This window comes from Chelatococcus asaccharovorans (assembly GCF_003201475.1).
Lineage (GTDB): Bacteria > Pseudomonadota > Alphaproteobacteria > Rhizobiales > Beijerinckiaceae > Chelatococcus > Chelatococcus asaccharovorans.
In genome coordinates this window covers 79,591-94,532 of sequence record NZ_QJJK01000013.1, presented here as the reverse complement: position 1 = coordinate 94,532, position 14,942 = coordinate 79,591, and the positions used below count along the sequence as shown (strand labels likewise).

General features: G+C 62.0%; 15 protein-coding genes. 9 read left to right on the top strand and 6 right to left on the bottom strand.

All coding sequences use genetic code 11. The features are described 5' to 3' along the window. Positions 1-82: 82 nt before the first annotated feature. From C7450_RS26865 to C7450_RS26855, 5 genes are all read right to left on the bottom strand, one after another. On the bottom strand, positions 83-340 hold the full coding sequence (locus C7450_RS26865; protein WP_110377567.1) for a hypothetical protein: 258 nt from the start codon (positions 338-340) through the stop codon (positions 83-85). A gap of 204 nt (positions 341-544) precedes the next feature. Further along, a complete protein-coding gene (locus C7450_RS33700; protein ID WP_146227552.1) occupies positions 545-832 on the bottom strand; it encodes a hypothetical protein in 288 nt (95 codons plus the stop codon). A gap of 485 nt (positions 833-1,317) precedes the next feature. Further along, on the bottom strand, positions 1,318-1,554 hold the full coding sequence (locus tag C7450_RS33695; protein ID WP_146227551.1) for a hypothetical protein: 237 nt from the start codon (positions 1,552-1,554) through the stop codon (positions 1,318-1,320). 75 nt (positions 1,555-1,629) lie between these two features. Beyond that, positions 1,630-2,991 (bottom strand): hypothetical protein, encoded by a 1,362-nt coding sequence (locus C7450_RS26860; RefSeq protein WP_146227549.1) that lies wholly within the window; start codon positions 2,989-2,991, stop codon positions 1,630-1,632. Positions 2,992-3,520: 529 nt separating this feature from the next. After that, positions 3,521-3,709 (bottom strand): hypothetical protein, encoded by a 189-nt coding sequence (locus C7450_RS26855; protein ID WP_110377565.1) that lies wholly within the window; start codon positions 3,707-3,709, stop codon positions 3,521-3,523. A gap of 474 nt (positions 3,710-4,183) precedes the next feature. On the opposite strand from C7450_RS26855, the gene C7450_RS26850 reads away from it, so the two are divergent. Further along, a complete protein-coding gene (locus tag C7450_RS26850) occupies positions 4,184-4,594 on the top strand; it encodes a hypothetical protein (protein WP_110377655.1) in 411 nt (136 codons plus the stop codon). Positions 4,595-4,606: 12 nt separating this feature from the next. Here C7450_RS26850 and C7450_RS34940 read toward each other — a convergent pair whose 3' ends face one another. Beyond that, positions 4,607-4,741 carry a hypothetical protein gene (locus tag C7450_RS34940; protein ID WP_281064288.1) on the bottom strand — a complete coding sequence of 45 codons (135 nt, stop codon included), beginning with the start codon at positions 4,739-4,741 and terminating at the stop codon, positions 4,607-4,609. A gap of 323 nt (positions 4,742-5,064) precedes the next feature. Between C7450_RS34940 and C7450_RS26840 the strand changes: the two genes are divergently transcribed. The 8 genes from C7450_RS26840 to C7450_RS26805 all read left to right on the top strand — a co-directional run bounded on the left by C7450_RS26840 (position 5,065) and on the right by C7450_RS26805 (position 14,924). Beyond that, the gene (locus C7450_RS26840; RefSeq protein WP_110377563.1) at positions 5,065-5,985 is read left to right on the top strand and encodes a LysR family transcriptional regulator; all 921 of its coding nucleotides are present in this window, start codon (positions 5,065-5,067) and stop codon (positions 5,983-5,985) included. A gap of 269 nt (positions 5,986-6,254) precedes the next feature. Then, the gene (locus C7450_RS26835; RefSeq protein ID WP_110377562.1) at positions 6,255-7,457 is read left to right on the top strand and encodes an NAD-dependent formate dehydrogenase; all 1,203 of its coding nucleotides are present in this window, start codon (positions 6,255-6,257) and stop codon (positions 7,455-7,457) included. A 67-nt stretch (positions 7,458-7,524) separates the two neighbouring features. After that, positions 7,525-8,052: an HPP family protein gene (locus tag C7450_RS26830; protein ID WP_110377561.1), complete on the top strand. Its 528-nt coding sequence runs from the start codon at positions 7,525-7,527 to the stop codon at positions 8,050-8,052. A gap of 24 nt (positions 8,053-8,076) precedes the next feature. Next, on the top strand, positions 8,077-9,726 hold the full coding sequence (locus C7450_RS26825; protein ID WP_110377560.1) for an OFA family MFS transporter: 1,650 nt from the start codon (positions 8,077-8,079) through the stop codon (positions 9,724-9,726). Between the two features lie 484 nt (positions 9,727-10,210). Continuing rightward, complete coding sequence (locus tag C7450_RS26820; RefSeq protein ID WP_110377559.1) at positions 10,211-11,728, top strand: ABC transporter substrate-binding protein; 1,518 nt, start codon at positions 10,211-10,213, stop codon at positions 11,726-11,728. Positions 11,729-11,731: 3 nt separating this feature from the next. Next, positions 11,732-12,667 carry an ABC transporter permease gene (locus tag C7450_RS26815; protein ID WP_110377558.1) on the top strand — a complete coding sequence of 312 codons (936 nt, stop codon included), beginning with the start codon at positions 11,732-11,734 and terminating at the stop codon, positions 12,665-12,667. Then, the gene (locus tag C7450_RS26810; RefSeq protein WP_110377557.1) at positions 12,664-13,491 is read left to right on the top strand and encodes an ABC transporter permease; all 828 of its coding nucleotides are present in this window, start codon (positions 12,664-12,666) and stop codon (positions 13,489-13,491) included. The genes C7450_RS26815 and C7450_RS26810 overlap by 4 nt, the downstream gene beginning before the upstream one ends. Continuing rightward, complete coding sequence (locus tag C7450_RS26805) at positions 13,488-14,924, top strand: ABC transporter ATP-binding protein (protein ID WP_110377556.1); 1,437 nt, start codon at positions 13,488-13,490, stop codon at positions 14,922-14,924. Before C7450_RS26810 ends, C7450_RS26805 begins: the two co-directional genes overlap by 4 nt. The last annotated feature ends 18 nt before the right edge of the window (positions 14,925-14,942 follow it).

The window sequence follows — 14,942 nt, the reverse complement described above, 5'->3', positions numbered from 1 at the left end:
ATTCGTCATGATCCTTTTTTAAACCAGCCGGAGCCAATACCTAGGATCGCAAATCGGCTTGAGTCGGCAATAATGAAATGCCCTATATGTATCTCTGCGGGGCGTAGAGTGAGATCCGTGCCGATTTCCAGCCGGCGATCACGCCGATCGCGCCCGCCCGGAGCACTGCTCCGACAGCGATGCCGCAGATGGTGGCCCAAAGCGGGCCGAGGACCCGGCGGAATGCCCGCGGGTCGGTGGCGCTGCCCGCGGCCAGTCCGCCGACGGCCCCGAAGGGAGGAACCTTCGACGGGAGCGCGGACAGGGTGTTCGAACAGGGATCGCCGGTATAGGCGGTCAAGATCAGGAGCCGGTGTTTATGTTGACATTCAAATAATCGGCTCTGAACGCTCTGATGCTGTCCGCATGAGTAAAGCAACCGGCGCGTGGCTGGAAATTCATGAATTTCCACGTGCACGGGTAGACTGAATGTCACCGGTCTCTGTTGTGATCGGAATGAGGGAGGCATCGACAGGGCCTTCCTCATTCACTGCGTTCACGACACCTACTGGCAGCGATAGGTCAGGCCGTCTGCAGCCACGAACGTACCAGTGCGGTCATCGTAGGTCGGATAATTTTCCTTGCAGAGGCGACGGTCACGTTCTGCAATGTGTCTGCCGGAGACATCGCCCCTGGTGCTATAGTAAAGATCGGCAGGTCCGCCGGCGCGGCTTGGCTCTGTTGCGTATGGCGAGTATCCGCCCGGATCCTGGCGATTTGGGCTGGCTGCGAAGGCAGGAACGTTTATCAGCAATGCGAGAATGCAGATTGCCGCTCTGGTCTGGACTGTCATGGTCGTATCTCCATAGAATGCATGGGGAGGTGCCTCTCACCCGCCGAAGAGGCCTGCTTCTCAACGTAGGCATAGCGGTTCGGTTTGGTGCACCTCGTCGGTGGACAAGGAAAAATATAAAGCTCGCAAAGGAATTGTATTTCGAGTTTGAGCGAGTTCAATTTTTTGAGTGCACGATATATATTGGAGGCAGCCATCCTTAGACGTCGAATTCAACTGAATACGCCAGTTTTGCTCCATTGACGCTGCCCCTATTTGGCCCGCCTATAACTGGACCTTTTTCGCGTTGCCGTCCGCGCTGGATCGGGTTGCGACGTGTTCCAAGCGCAGCTTGCGCCCGCCATGCCGCTGCGAGGCCGAGTTCGGGTGTGCTTCAAGCCTGGCTCCCGGAAGGCATGGGCTTTGTAGCAGATGCCATTGCCGGTCCTGACGCGGACGACCGTGAAGCGAGACTGGCATAAGAGGCAATGCGGGTCAGAGGCGGGCTATGGCGCCGTCGGCTTTCTCGTGGGCAGGATCTGCGAGAAGGCGATATGCGAGGCATTGTCGATCGCGACCTGCACGACCGCCAGGCCGATGCCACCACTGTCGCTTGAGGCGCGTCCATCACCGGTGAGGTGTCGGCGGATGCCGTCGATGCGGATCAACGCGCCGGGGCTGGGCCCGATTGGCGAATATCGACGGCGGGAGGTCAGCAGGCCATCCTTGACAGCCCGTTGCACTCCCCGTTAAGCCATCGTCCTCACCACGGTGGGTATGCGACGTTGCTTCCGCTGATCGCATACGCAGAAGTCGTTCTAAGCCGTTGGCGTGTACTCAGGCGGCACTTCGCGCGTGGTGACGTCGAAGAACAGATTGTAGATTCCCTCAGAGCCGCCATCCACGTCGATCAGTACGTTGTAAGGTTGACCTTTAAACTGGCCTATCACATCAGGATCCGCCCCGCTCAGCTCGGGGCGGCGAAAGAGCGTCTGTGAGCTTTGACCGATGTAATCATCACCAAGGTGCAAAGCCGCCACGATGCCAACAGCGGCGAGCGAACCGAGGGGGCCGGCCACTGCGCCAACCGCTCCGGCCGTTGCCATCGGTCCGATACCGGGGCCGTCAGCGGCATCGGCCCCAGACGCACCGGCCAGAGCTTGCGCGGCGCGCGCGAGTTCTACCATCTTTTCCTGGAGCTTTCGGGCCGTTTCGTCAGGATCGCCATGATCGTTTTCGAACGCATCCACTTTGATTGACAGCGGGTTTGGATTGAGATGCTCAATACGGAAGTTATCTCCACCGCCGAACTCGAGCCCCGAACGGACGTTCTGGAACGGCCCAAGCTTCTTGGTGATAGGATCCCCACCATTGATGAGCGTGATCACAAAGTACGGTTCATCGGTGTCGGTTAACTGATCGTGGTCGGATTCCTTTACGCATTTGATGCCAACCAAAGTGACGACAACGCGCTTGGTCGGATATTGTTTAACAAGGAGGCCGGATATTTCGTGAAGACGCGCTTCGATGTGGCCGCCTCGATAAAATCGCTTTGCGCTGTTGTGCCCGAATTGGACTGGGCTGGTTGGGTAACCAAATACTCCGGTCGCGCCGCCAGATCGGAGATAAGCGGCATGTATCTCCGCAATAGCTTGTGATTTGTCCAGAGATGGCGGTGGCGGGGGAGGAGGTAAGACTTCTACGGAAAAAGGAATGTAATTTCCGGTTTGACTGTGTCCGGTGACAGTCAATTCTGCTGATAGCGCGCCCAGTGCAACACTCCCGATTGCCATCATCTGGATCGTTGCGAGCGCGGCTTGTCCACGAGGGACGTGGATCATTGTGGCGGCGCCATAAAGGGGCCCATGGGTCACTTCAAGTTTCAAACTCGTATCCGGCGCGCCCGGCAATTCCACGCGGATGCGCACAGGTGTCCAGATCCCCTTATGCAGTTTGATCTCGCCATCCGGGAAATCGAGATTGATACCATCAACCAGTAAGAGCGGAATTTCTTCAGTTCCGGACGTCAGTCCTTCGATGACGAGTGTCCCGGAAAGCATCGATGTTGGGGTGGTGGCGGGCCTCTCGAATTCGATATCGCCGGCAATATGCCAGCCTGGTTGAACTTCAAGGGGCTCACCATCACGAGCTCTTCCCATCTCGACAAACGTGACGGGCACAGCATTCTCGTCCAGGTGAGGCGTTTCACCCTGGGATCCTCCCCACGGGTTCGAATAGGGGCTGGACGTATCCTCTTCCACCCTCATTGACGCAACGAACGCCCTGAGGCGAAAGGCGCCGTCTCCGCCGCGAATGGTTGCCGATATCGGCCCAGAGGGAAGCCGGCCCACTACGACGAAGTCCTGCACGAGGGTCTGTCCAGGTGCGACAGAGAGCCGAATTATCGAAGGCTGGACACCTAACGGCATGGGAAGACTCCCAGGAAGCGCGGATCGTTAATTGGCATATTGTCACGTTCTTCACTTTTTGGCCCAATAAAAATTTGGCGCAACATGAGAAGGCTAGTGGAGCGAATTTGACATTTGAGTCCCGCCTCACGTCAGTCTCCAGATCAAATGTCAAATTCAAAAGCTCCAATAGAACCAATAACTTGCTAGTGGTTCTTGTGACTCCGACATTTGCTCCGAGGCCCGTATCAGGCGGATGCAAATGTCGGAGTCGAACCACTAGGATCGACAATTCAGCAGTTCATCGTATCGGATAATCACCACAGACGATCATTAGTCGCGGGCCGTCGAGCCAGGGGTTGAGGGCCCTTGCCTCGACCATGGCCGCCCAGGGATTGACGAAGGCCGTCTCGGTCATGCTGGAATAAAGCGAGACCCACCAGGCATAGCCGTTCGGCTCCGGCGCCCGCCCGAGTAAGGCATTATACATCTGCGCGGTGAAGGGTTGGACGGGCTTATCAATCTACTCAGTTTCGTGCACGAACTGCGACGATGGGCCGTCAGATAGTCAAACGCCCTACCGCAACAATGCAATCGGTGTTGCAAAGGACCCTTACCTCGGTTGTGACTAAGTCTCCGGGATGGAATTCCCATTGCTCACTATCTCGATCATATATATTATCGTCTAATATTCTATACACTCCGTTAGAGACGTGAGCAGCATATACAGGCCGCCATACATCTGTTCCCTCTCCGAGGAGCCGTACATAGACGCTGACAATGTCAGTATTTGAATCCTTCTTCACCAATATGTAACACCTCTTTTGTTGTGTCATCAATTCAGTCAGATTGTCCGGTCGTTGGGTTTTTATAACCTGTTGCGCCGTTGTTCGGATTCAGCATGTGGCTCGACAGGCCTCACTTTTTCCGCTTCGCTGGCGATGATCGCAGAAGGGATGCGGGCATGCCATTCGCCGTCAAAGCCGAGATTGCCGACCCTCGCGCCACCAGCTTCATGTTCACCGCGCAGAAGACGATGTATGGTGGCAAGTACATCGCCGCCGGAGATACCGTGTATGTATTCGCCAGCGAACATGAGGGCGGAAAGGGGCTGATCGCACGCGGCACCGCCGTCTCGGCCGCTCTGCTGCCGCGCCTGCCAGGCATCGCTCGGCAGACTCCGCGCGTGAGCGTTGTTATCCGTCGCTCAGCCGCCGTCCTGCGTCCTCTCGGGCGCCGCCAGCTTGTCAGTTTCTCCGACTGGGAGGACGGTCGGCCGGAGACCGAACTGAACTTCAAGCTCTATCGCCAAGCGACCAACAAGATCGTTGGCCTGACAGATGGTGCGGCGACGTTTCTTGACGGGTACTTCTAGGGCAGAACCCATTCATAGGATGGAGATGAATGGGGCGATCGAGTGGTCGTTGACGGCCAGCACGAAGACGATCGGTTGCGTCAGCGCCTTCGTGGCCTCGATCATCGCTGCGCCGGCGAACGCGACCGCAGCCTTGGGCCGCGGCATTTCGGCTGAACGGGGTGATCGCGCAGATCGGTGGCGGATGATGGCGGTGCCTGCCGCGCCGGCTGCATCTGCGACGGACCGGCAGGAACCCTAACCCGTAAGATCGGCCCAAAGGACGCTGTCCTGAGAGAGCGGTTCGCTCATCAGGTCCAGCCGCCGCGCGGTCGACACCGCGTCTGAGAAGGGAAGGGCAACCAGGTCCAGTTGGCATGACATCGATTGCGCGGGTGGTCCCGCTGCGGCCGTCGCGCGCGATCCGTCATCGACATCCACTGTTTCATCGTTGTATCGATTGAAGCATAACGAAATGGGGGGGGAGCTCCATGCTGATCCGGCAGTTGTATTATTTTGTCTCTCTCGCGCGGGAACGGCATTTCGCCAGGGCTGCCGAGGCCTGCAACATCGCGCAGCCGACCTTGTCTGCGGCCATCCGAAAGCTGGAAGAGGAACTGCAAGTGCAACTTGTCGTCCGTGGAAAGCGTTTCGCAGGCCTCACCTCGGAAGGAGCGCGCGTTCTCATCTGGGGGCGGCAAATCCTCGCCGACTATGACAGCCTGCTCCAGGATCTGACCGGCGATAGGAAGGCGCTGGTCGGAACGTTGAGGCTCGGGGTCATTCCCGCAGCAATGCCTTCGGTGGCACTCGTCACGGAGTTTTTTACGACCGCTTATCCGCGCGCGCATGTAGAGATCATCTCGCTGACATCCCGTGCGATCGCGCTTGCGCTGGACGCATTCGAGATCGATGGTGGCATCACCTATCTGGAGAACGAGCCGCTCGAGCGCGTGCGATGCCTGCCCCTATATCATGAACGGTTCGTCTTCATCGCCAAGCGCGATCATGCCTTCAGCGCACGCGCTTCGGTAACCTGGCGGGAAGCGGCAGGGGAGCGCCTCTGCCTGTTGAGCGAGGACATGCAGAATCGGCGTATCATCAATCGACTGGCCCAGGCGGCCGGCATTGCCGTCACGCCGGTTGTGACCAGCAATTCCTTCCTGGCCCTCTGTGCGCTCCTCCGGCACGGAGACTGGGCCAGCATCGTACCGGATACGTTTCTCTACGTCTTCGGCGGAACGCCGGACCTTTTCGCCGTCGACCTCATCGAACCGCGGCAAGAGCAGTTAATGGGCCTGGTGCTGTCGCAGCGGGAACCTGCCTCTCCCATGGCCGAAGCCCTGCTCGACTGTCTCCGGAACGCCGATTTCGAAATCCGCCTGCGCCAAGGCATCAGCCACTTGTCATAGACGACGCCTATCAACCATTCCAAAACTTTCATTGGATTTCTCAAATCGGCCACGCAAAATTCACGATGCCCGAGGCGGAACAATCGGAAAATGCGGCCCGCGTCTAATCTCGAGCGAGGAAGCGCCAGGTAGAGGAAACGCTAGGTAAAAGACATTCAATTCCAAATTATCGCTACCATTTGATAAGATGAATTGTTGTCGCATACTAACGACCATTTCTGCAATGGCTGGACGGCGTCTCCTCTTGTCCCGATTTCAAGGAGACCACAATGGCTAAGGTCGTATGCGTTCTTTACGATGACCCGGTTGAGGGCTATCCCAAATCCTATGCGCGCGACGATCTGCCGAAGATCGAGCACTATCCAGACGGCCAGACGCTGCCGACGCCAAAGGCAATCGATTTCAAGCCAGGCACGCTCCTCGGCTCGGTCTCGGGTGAGCTCGGCCTGCGCAGATATCTGGAATCGCGCGGGCATGAGTTCATCGTGACCTCATCGAAGGATGGCCCGGATTCCGTGCTGGAGCAGCATCTGGCTGATGCCGAGGTCGTGATCTCGCAGCCCTTCTGGCCGGCTTATCTCACCGCCGAGCGCGTCGCCAAGGCCAGGAATCTGAAGCTTGCGCTGACGGCCGGCATCGGCTCCGACCATGTCGACCTGCAGGCCGCGATCGATGGCGGTGTCACCGTCGCCGAAGTGACCTACTGCAACTCAATCAGCGTCGCCGAGCATGTGGTGATGATGATCCTCGGCCTTGTGCGCAACTACATCCCGTCCTACCAGTGGGTTGTGAAGGGCGGCTGGAACATCGCTGATTGCGTGGCGCGCTCGTATGACGTCGAGGGCATGCATGTCGGCACCGTAGCGGCTGGCCGCATCGGCCTCGCAGTTCTGCGCCGTCTGAAGCCTTTCGATGTCCATCTCCACTACAACGACCGTCACCGCTTGCCCGAATCGGTCGAGAAGGAGCTCGGCCTGACTTGGCATGCCACACGCGAGGAGCTCTACGGGGCCTGCGATGTGGTCACGCTCAACTGCCCGCTCCATCCGGAGACGGAGCACATGATCAATGACGACACGCTCAAGCTGTTCAAGAGTGGTGCCTATCTGGTCAACACAGCCCGCGGCAAGCTTTGCGACCGCGACGCCGTCGCGCGCGCGCTGGAATCCGGGCAACTGGCAGGCTATGCCGGCGACGTCTGGTTCCCGCAGCCGGCGCCGCAGGATCATCCGTGGCGGACCATGCCGCATCATGGCATGACGCCGCATATCTCCGGCACCTCCCTCTCGGCACAGGCGCGTTATGCCGCTGGCGTCCGCGAGATCCTCGAATGCTATTTCGAGGGGCGGCCGATCCGCGATGAGTATCTGATCGTCCAGGGCGGCGCACTCGCCGGCACCGGGGCGCATTCCTATTCGAAGGGAAACGCGACCGGCGGCTCCGAGGAAGCGGCAAAGTACAAGAAGCTCTGACCCTCACCATGGCGCCGCCGCTTCCGCGGTGGCGCTTTCGTCTCCCTGATCGATGAGGGGCGATGGGATGTCCTCGCATGAAACGGCCGAAACGTCCGGTCCTGGGCCCGGAGCCGGGCGCCTGCGCGCCGTGTTTTCGCCGAAGAACCTTCTCGAGGCCCTGGTGTCTGCCGGCGGTGGCTTCGTGACGGTCTTCCTGCTCGCCTGGCTCAGCGCGAAGGCCGAGGCCCCGCTTCTGATTGCACCATTCGGGGCAAGCTGCGTGCTCGTCTTCGCCTTGCCGCAAAGCCCTCTGGCGCAACCGCGCAACGTCATCGGAGGCCACCTTGTCGCGACCACCGCCGGCCTCATCGCATGGATGCTCGTCGGCGCCACGCCTCTGGGCTTCGCGCTCGGCGTCGCGCTCGCCATCGCCGGCATGATCCTGACGAAAACCGTCCATCCCCCGGCTGGTGGTGATCCAATCGTCGTCATCCTCGCTTCGGCCTCCTGGAGCTTCCTGGCCGTGCCTGTGCTCGTCGGAACCCTTGCGATCGTGTTGATCGGCGTCGCCTACCACCGGGCCGTGTCCGGCAAGATCTACCCAACATCATAGCAAGTCTATCCGGGAGGGATTTTCATGACCGACAGTGCTTTTGCTCCAGGCAGTGGCGAGGTTCAGGGGCTGTTCGACCGGGAACGGATTGTCGCCAATGCGGGCTTCAACCGCTGGCTGGTCCCTCCCGCTGCCTTGTGCATCCATCTCTGCATCGGCATGGCCTATGGTTTCAGTGTGTTCTGGCTGCCGCTGAGCCAGGCTATCGGCATCGGCAAGCCGGTTGCCTGCCCGGATATGGGCACGCTCGGTGCGCTCTTCACCACGAGCTGCGACTGGAAGGTCGCCGATCTCGGCTGGATGTTCACGCTGTTCTTCGTGCTGCTGGGCTCCTCGGCTGCGATCTGGGGCGGCTGGCTCGAGCGCGTCGGTCCGCGCCGCGCCGGCTTCGTTTCGGCTTTATGTTGGTGCGGCGGCTTGCTGATCTCGGCGCTTGGTGTCTACATCCATCAGCTCTGGATGCTCTGGGTCGGCTCCGGCGTCATCGGTGGCATCGGTCTCGGCATCGGCTATATCTCGCCGGTCTCGACCTTGATCAAATGGTTCCCGGACCGGCGCGGCATGGCGACCGGCATGGCGATCATGGGCTTCGGCGGCGGCGCAATGATCGGCTCGCCGCTCGCCGACATCCTGATGAACTATTTCAAGACCCCGACCTCGGTCGGCGTCTGGCAGACCTTCGTGGTCATGGCCGGGATCTATTTCGCATTCATGATGGCGGGCGCCTTCGGCTACCGCATCCCGCCCGCGAACTGGCGCCCGGAGGGCTGGACCCCGCCTGCGACGCAGAACGCCATGATCACCTCGGGCCATGTCGCTCTGGAGAATGCGCACAAGACGCCGCAGTTCTGGCTGATCTGGGCGGTGCTCTGCCTCAACGTCTCGGCGGGTATCGGCGTGCTCGGCATGGCCTCGCCGATGCTGCAGGAGATTTTCGCCGGCAAGCTGATCGGCAGGCCGGAGATCGCCTTCGCTGCGCTGGATCCCGAACAGCGGCAGCTGGTGGCGACGATCGCCGCTGCCTTCGTCGGGCTGCTCTCCCTGTTCAACATCGGCGGACGGTTCTTCTGGGCCTCGATGTCGGACAAGCTCGGGCGCAAGCTGACCTTTAGCACCTTCTTCGGGCTCGGCATCGTGCTTTACGGTCTGTCGCCCTGGGCCGCCAGCATCGGCTCGCTGGCGCTGTTCGTCGCCTTCTTCTGCATCATCCTGTCGATGTACGGCGGCGGATTTGCGACGGTGCCGGCCTATTTGGCCGACATGTTCGGCACGCAGTTCGTCGGCGCGATCCATGGTCGCCTGCTGACCGCGTGGTCGACGGCGGGTATCGTCGGGCCGGTGGTCGTCAACTACATCCGCGAGGCGCAGATCAGCGCGGGGGTGCCGCGCGCGCAGGTCTACGACCGGACCATGTATATCCTCGCCGGCATGCTGGTGGCAGGCTTCATCGCCAACCTGCTGGTGCGGCCGGTGGCGGCGAAATGGTTCATGAAGGACGCTGAGGTCGCCGCCCTGCAGGCCAAGAGCACAAGCGCGGCGGCCCAGTACGGCTCCTATGGCATCGGCAAGGGCGGGCTCTCCGGGCCGGCGCTGCTCGCCTGGGCCGTGGTCGGCCTGCCTCTCGCCTGGGGCGTGTGGATCACGCTGACGAAATCCCTCGCACTCTTCCGCTGAGGGACCTCGGCCACCATCGGATGTGTTTCTGGTGTAAGCCCATTCGATGGTGGCGTTAGGCTTCCGACATGTCCGGAAGCGCGTTGGATCGATCCTGTGACGGCGATGGTTTGACAGCGAAAGACCTGGGTCATCTTCAGGCGGCTCGGCCAGCGCCGACAGGTGCGGCAGGAGCCGACGGGAAGGCCCTTTCTTTCCTATCGCCAAGGGCTGTCATGGGAAATAATGCCTTAATATACGGATAGAATTCTTATATTTGAGGTCTCGGGCTGAGTTAGGCTTCGCGAGATCCTTTGATGCTGTTCGGCCTAAAGCGCTCGCCGGCGAGGTTTATACCTCATTCACATAGAGCAGCCTTGCGTAAGGTCTCACCAGGCCGTGGTCGACTTGAACCCATCCGACTGCGATTGCGCGGAGGGAATGCTTGCGGCCGAGCTCCAATCTGGATATGCAACTCTATAACATTGCATATGGGAAGCGGCCAATGGTCCTGAAATCTGGGGTGATCTGCGCCCTCGCGACGTTAGCGGTGACGGCGACAGCGGTACAGGCAAGGCCGCTCAAGGTCGTCGGCCCTTGGGAGATCGCGGGTATCGACCCGGCCCAGTCGGGCTATGTCTTCAGTCGGATGCAGGTGGCGGAGACGCTCGTCTCCGTCGATCCCGCGGGCAAGCTTATCGGTGGTCTGGCATCGTCCTGGTCGTCGAGCGAGGACGGCCTCACGTGGCGCTTTGTCCTGCGGAAGGGCGCGACGTTCCACGACGGGAACCCGGTGACGCCTTCGATCGTCGCGGACGCCCTGCGCAGGGTCCATGAAGGCACGGGTGTCTTCAGCCAGGTGCCGGTCGCCGCCGTCGAGGCAGACGGCGATGCGGTGGTGGTGAAACTGTCGAAGCCTTTTGCGGCGCTTCCGGCCTATCTGGTGAATTTCACGACGATCGTGTTGGCCCCGTCGTCCTTCGGCCAATCCGGCAAGGTCGAGCACATCGTCGGCTCGGGCCCGTATCGGGTGAAGAGCCTGACGCCGCCCCTGAATATGCAGCTGGAAGCGTCCTCGCAATGGACCGGCGAGAAACCGGCGATCGCCGAGGTCGACTATCAGGCTGTCGGCCAAGGCGAGACGCGCGCCCTCATGGCCGAAAGCGGGGAGGCGGATCTCGTCTTCTCGATGCTGCCCGTCTCCGTCGATCGGCTGAAGCGCAATCCGAAGCTCGACGTGAAGATCGCGACCATCCCCCGCACACGGCTTCTCAAGGTCAATGCCGCGTCGCCCTTCTTCAGCGATGTGCGTGTCCGCCGCGCTATCAGCAATGCGCTCGACCGCGAGGGAATATCCAAGGTCATTCTGCGCAATCCGGATCTCGCGGCGACGCAGCTTTTCCCGAAAGCACTGGCCGGATGGTACGTGCCTGATCTGCCGCCGCTCACACGCGATCTTCCTGCCGCGAAGGCTCTGTTGGCGGAAGCCGGATGGACGCCGGGACCGGATGGCGTTCTGCAGAAAGACGGCCAGCGCTTTTCCTTCAAGCTGCTGACCTACGCGAGCTGGCCGGAACTGCCGCCGATCGCGACGGCGATCCAGGCGCAGTTGCGCGAGGCTGGCATCGAAGCGAAGGTCTCCGTCGGCAACAGCTCCGAAATCCCAGCCGGCCACAAGGATGGTAGCCTCGAAATGGGGCTTGTTTCGCGGCTTTATTCGATCGTGCCGGACGCCATCGGGACCCTGCGCGATGACTACAAATCCGGCGGCAGCGATTGGGGCGCAACCGGTTGGTCGAATAACGAACTGAATGCGCTGGTCGAGCAGATGGCGGTGACAACGGATCCGGAAAAACGTGCGCCCATGCAAAAGCGCGCCGTGGAGATCCTGCAGAGTGAACTGCCGAGCATTCCGGTGACCTGGTCTGAACTCGCCATCGTCTCGAACAAGCGCATTGCCGGCGTTCGCATCGACCCCCTCGAAGTGAACTACGGCCTCGCCTCGATCCGCTGGGCACAGTGAGGGATGGGACGGCTTCTTCTTCCCCGTGTGTTGCAAGCCGGTCTGGTCATTCTCGTCGTCGGTGTCCTCTGTTTCGTGCTGGTCAGGGCCTTGCCGGGTGACGCGGCGATGCGGATTGCCGCCGGCCGCTATGGACCGGATGCCAATATTACCGAAGCGGCCGAAAACGTCCGGCGCGAGCTTGGCCTCGACCGCCCGCTGCTGGTGCAGCTCGGCGGCTCGCTTGGCCAGCTCCTACGCCTCGACCTCGGCCATTCGGTGGTCACCGGCTTGCCGATCACGAAGGAGCTGCGCATCCAGCTCGGTGCGACGCTCTGGCTCGCGGGTTCAGCGCTGGTCCTCACGATTCTGATCGGCCCCGCGGTGGGACTTGCGGCGGGACTTCGTTCCGGCGGCTTTGCCGACCGTGTCTCGCTCGGCGGTGCGGTGATCCTGCGCTCGTTGCCTCCCTTTGTGCTCGGCCTGCTGCTCATCCTCCTGTTCGCTATGAATCTCGGATGGTTTCCGCCGGCCGGCTACGGCACCTGGCGGGATCTGGCGCTGCCGGCGCTGACGCTGGCGCTTGGCCTCGCGGCGATCTCGAGCCGGGTGACGCGGGATTCGGTGGCCGGCGTCATGCGCGCGCCGTATTTTACCTTCGCGCGCCTGAAAGGCCTGCCCCCGGCCGTGGTGGTCAGGCGGCATGTTCTGCGCAACGCAGCCATTCCGGTCATCGCCTATCTCGGGCTGCAGGCCATCTACCTGATCGAAGGTGTCGTCGTGGTCGAGACCCTGTTCGGCATTCCCGGGATCGGGCACGCCCTGGTCCATGCCGTCATTGCCCGCGATGTGCCCATGGTGCAGGGAACGGCGCTCGTGATGGGCCTCCTGTTCGTGGTGATCACCGCCGCCGTCGACCTGATCTGCCACTGGCTCGATCCACGACCGAAGCGCGCATGACCCTCTCCGACGTCACTCTCATTCCCGTCGCTCGCCAGCACTGGCTCACGCCGTCGCGCGCCTTCGGCCTTGGCCTGTTGGCCTTGCTTGCGCTGTTTTCCCTCCTCGGCCCGGTCCTTCTCGGCCACGACCCGGCGGCGCAGAATTTCGCCGCGAGCCTCGCGCAGCCGGGACGCGACTATCTCCTGGGGGCCGACCACTACGGTCGCAGCATGCTCGTCCGCCTTGCCCATGGCGCGCGTCTTTCCTTTGGCATGGCGCTTCTCACCGTGGTCACCGCCGCCGTTCCCGGCGTCCTTTTCGGCCTTCTGGCCGCGTGGCGGGGAGGCGTCCTGGAGCGCGTGCTGGACTTTGTCGCCACCGTCCTCTTGGCTTTGCCCGGGCTGCTGCTGGTGCTCATCCTGCTCGCCTTCGCGCCCGGCACCTTCGGGCCCCTCTATCTCGGCCTTGCCCTGACCTTGTGGATCGAGTTCTACCGCATGACGCGGGCGACTGCCGCGACCGTGCTGAAGCAGCCGCATATCGAGGCTGCTCGCCTGCTCGGATTCGGCAGTGGCTATATCCTGCGGTGCTACGTGCTGCCCGAAATCCGCCCGATCCTCATGACGCTCACGGCCTTCGGGATGGCAACCGCAATCATTGCGATCTCCACGCTGAGCGCAATCAGCGTGGGCCTGCAGCCGCCCACTCCGGAACTCGGCGCCATGATCGTCGAGCTTCTGCCTTACTATGACGAAGCTCCGTTTCACGTCCTGATGCCGGCCTTGTTGATCGTCCTGCTGGTGCTCGGCCTGCAACTGACGGCTCGGGGTGAGGTGCGATGAACGCTCCCTTGGGCGCGCGAGGTCTCGTCGTTTCCGGCCTCAGTGTTGCTGCCGGAACCACGACCATCGTTGACGACGTCTCGTTCACCCTGTCACAGGGACGGCCGATGACGCTGCTTGGCGCCAGCGGCTCGGGAAAATCGCTGGTCGCCCATGCCATCATGGGGAGCCTGCCGCCGGGGCTCACCGCGAGCGGTGCCATCCATCTCGACGGAGCCGATCTGTTCGCCGCAGACGATCGGCCGGATACGCGCTGGGGCCGTACCATCGCGCTCCTTCCCCAGGAGCCGTGGCTCGCCCTCGACCCGACGATGCGGATCGGCGCTCAGGTCATGGAAGTCCACCGGCATCTTCACGGCGCCAGACCAGCGGAAGCCCGTAGACGGGGCCTCTCGGACCTGGCCGAGGTCGGCCTTGCGGATCGGGCGGACGCTTATCCGTTCGCGCTTTCGGGCGGGATGTGCCAGCGTGCGGCGATTGCCATCGCGCATGCGGCCGGCGCCGGGCTGCTGATTGCCGACGAGCCGACCAAAGGGCTGGACGCGGTCCTGCGCGACGGTGTCGTGGCCCGTCTGCGACGGGAGGTCGAGCAGGGGCGACTGCTTCTAACGATCACGCATGATATCGCCGTCGCCAAGGCCCTGGGCGGCATGATCGGCGTCATGCTGGATGGCAGGCTGGTCGAATTCGGGCCCGCGGCGGAGGTGCTCGAGCGCCCGCGCCATGACTACGCGCGCGCCCTGATTGCGGCGGATCCGAGCCATTGGCGGGCGCCCTCCTTGCCGGCGCCCACCGATGTAGTGGTCCAGGGGCACAAGCTTGCAAAGAGCTTCGGCGGCAGGGAACTCTTCTCCGGCCTCGACATCAGTGTCCGACGCGGCGAGGTCATCGCCATCACGGGGCCGAGCGGATGCGGCAAGACGACGATCGGCAATCTCCTGCTCGGTCTCGCCGCACCGGATGCGGGGGGTGTCGAGCGAAGCCGGGGCGTGGCGCCGCAGCGCTTCCAGAAACTCTATCAGGATCCGCCGGCGGCCTTCGCACCCCACCAGACCTTGCGCCGCGGACTGGAGCATCTGCTCAAGCTGCATCGCTTGCCGTGGCGGCAAGCGGAAGAAGCCATGGAGCGCCTGGCCTTGGCGCCGGTGCTCCTCGACCGCCGCCCCGGCGAAGTGTCGGGTGGCGAGCTTCAGCGCTTTGCCATCCTGCGCGCGCTCCTGCTCGACCCCGTGTTTCTGTTCGCCGACGAGGCGACGTCGCGACTCGATCCGGTCAGTCAGCAGGACGTCGTCGCAATCCTCATCGACGCCGTTCGCAACCGGGGCCTCGCCTTGCTGATCGTGACCCATGAAATCGCACTCGCCGAGCGCGTGGCGTCGCGTGTCATTCGCATCGGATCGGACCTGCCCTTGGCAGGCGGCGGCGATGCTTGACCTCGGCTTCGCCGAATA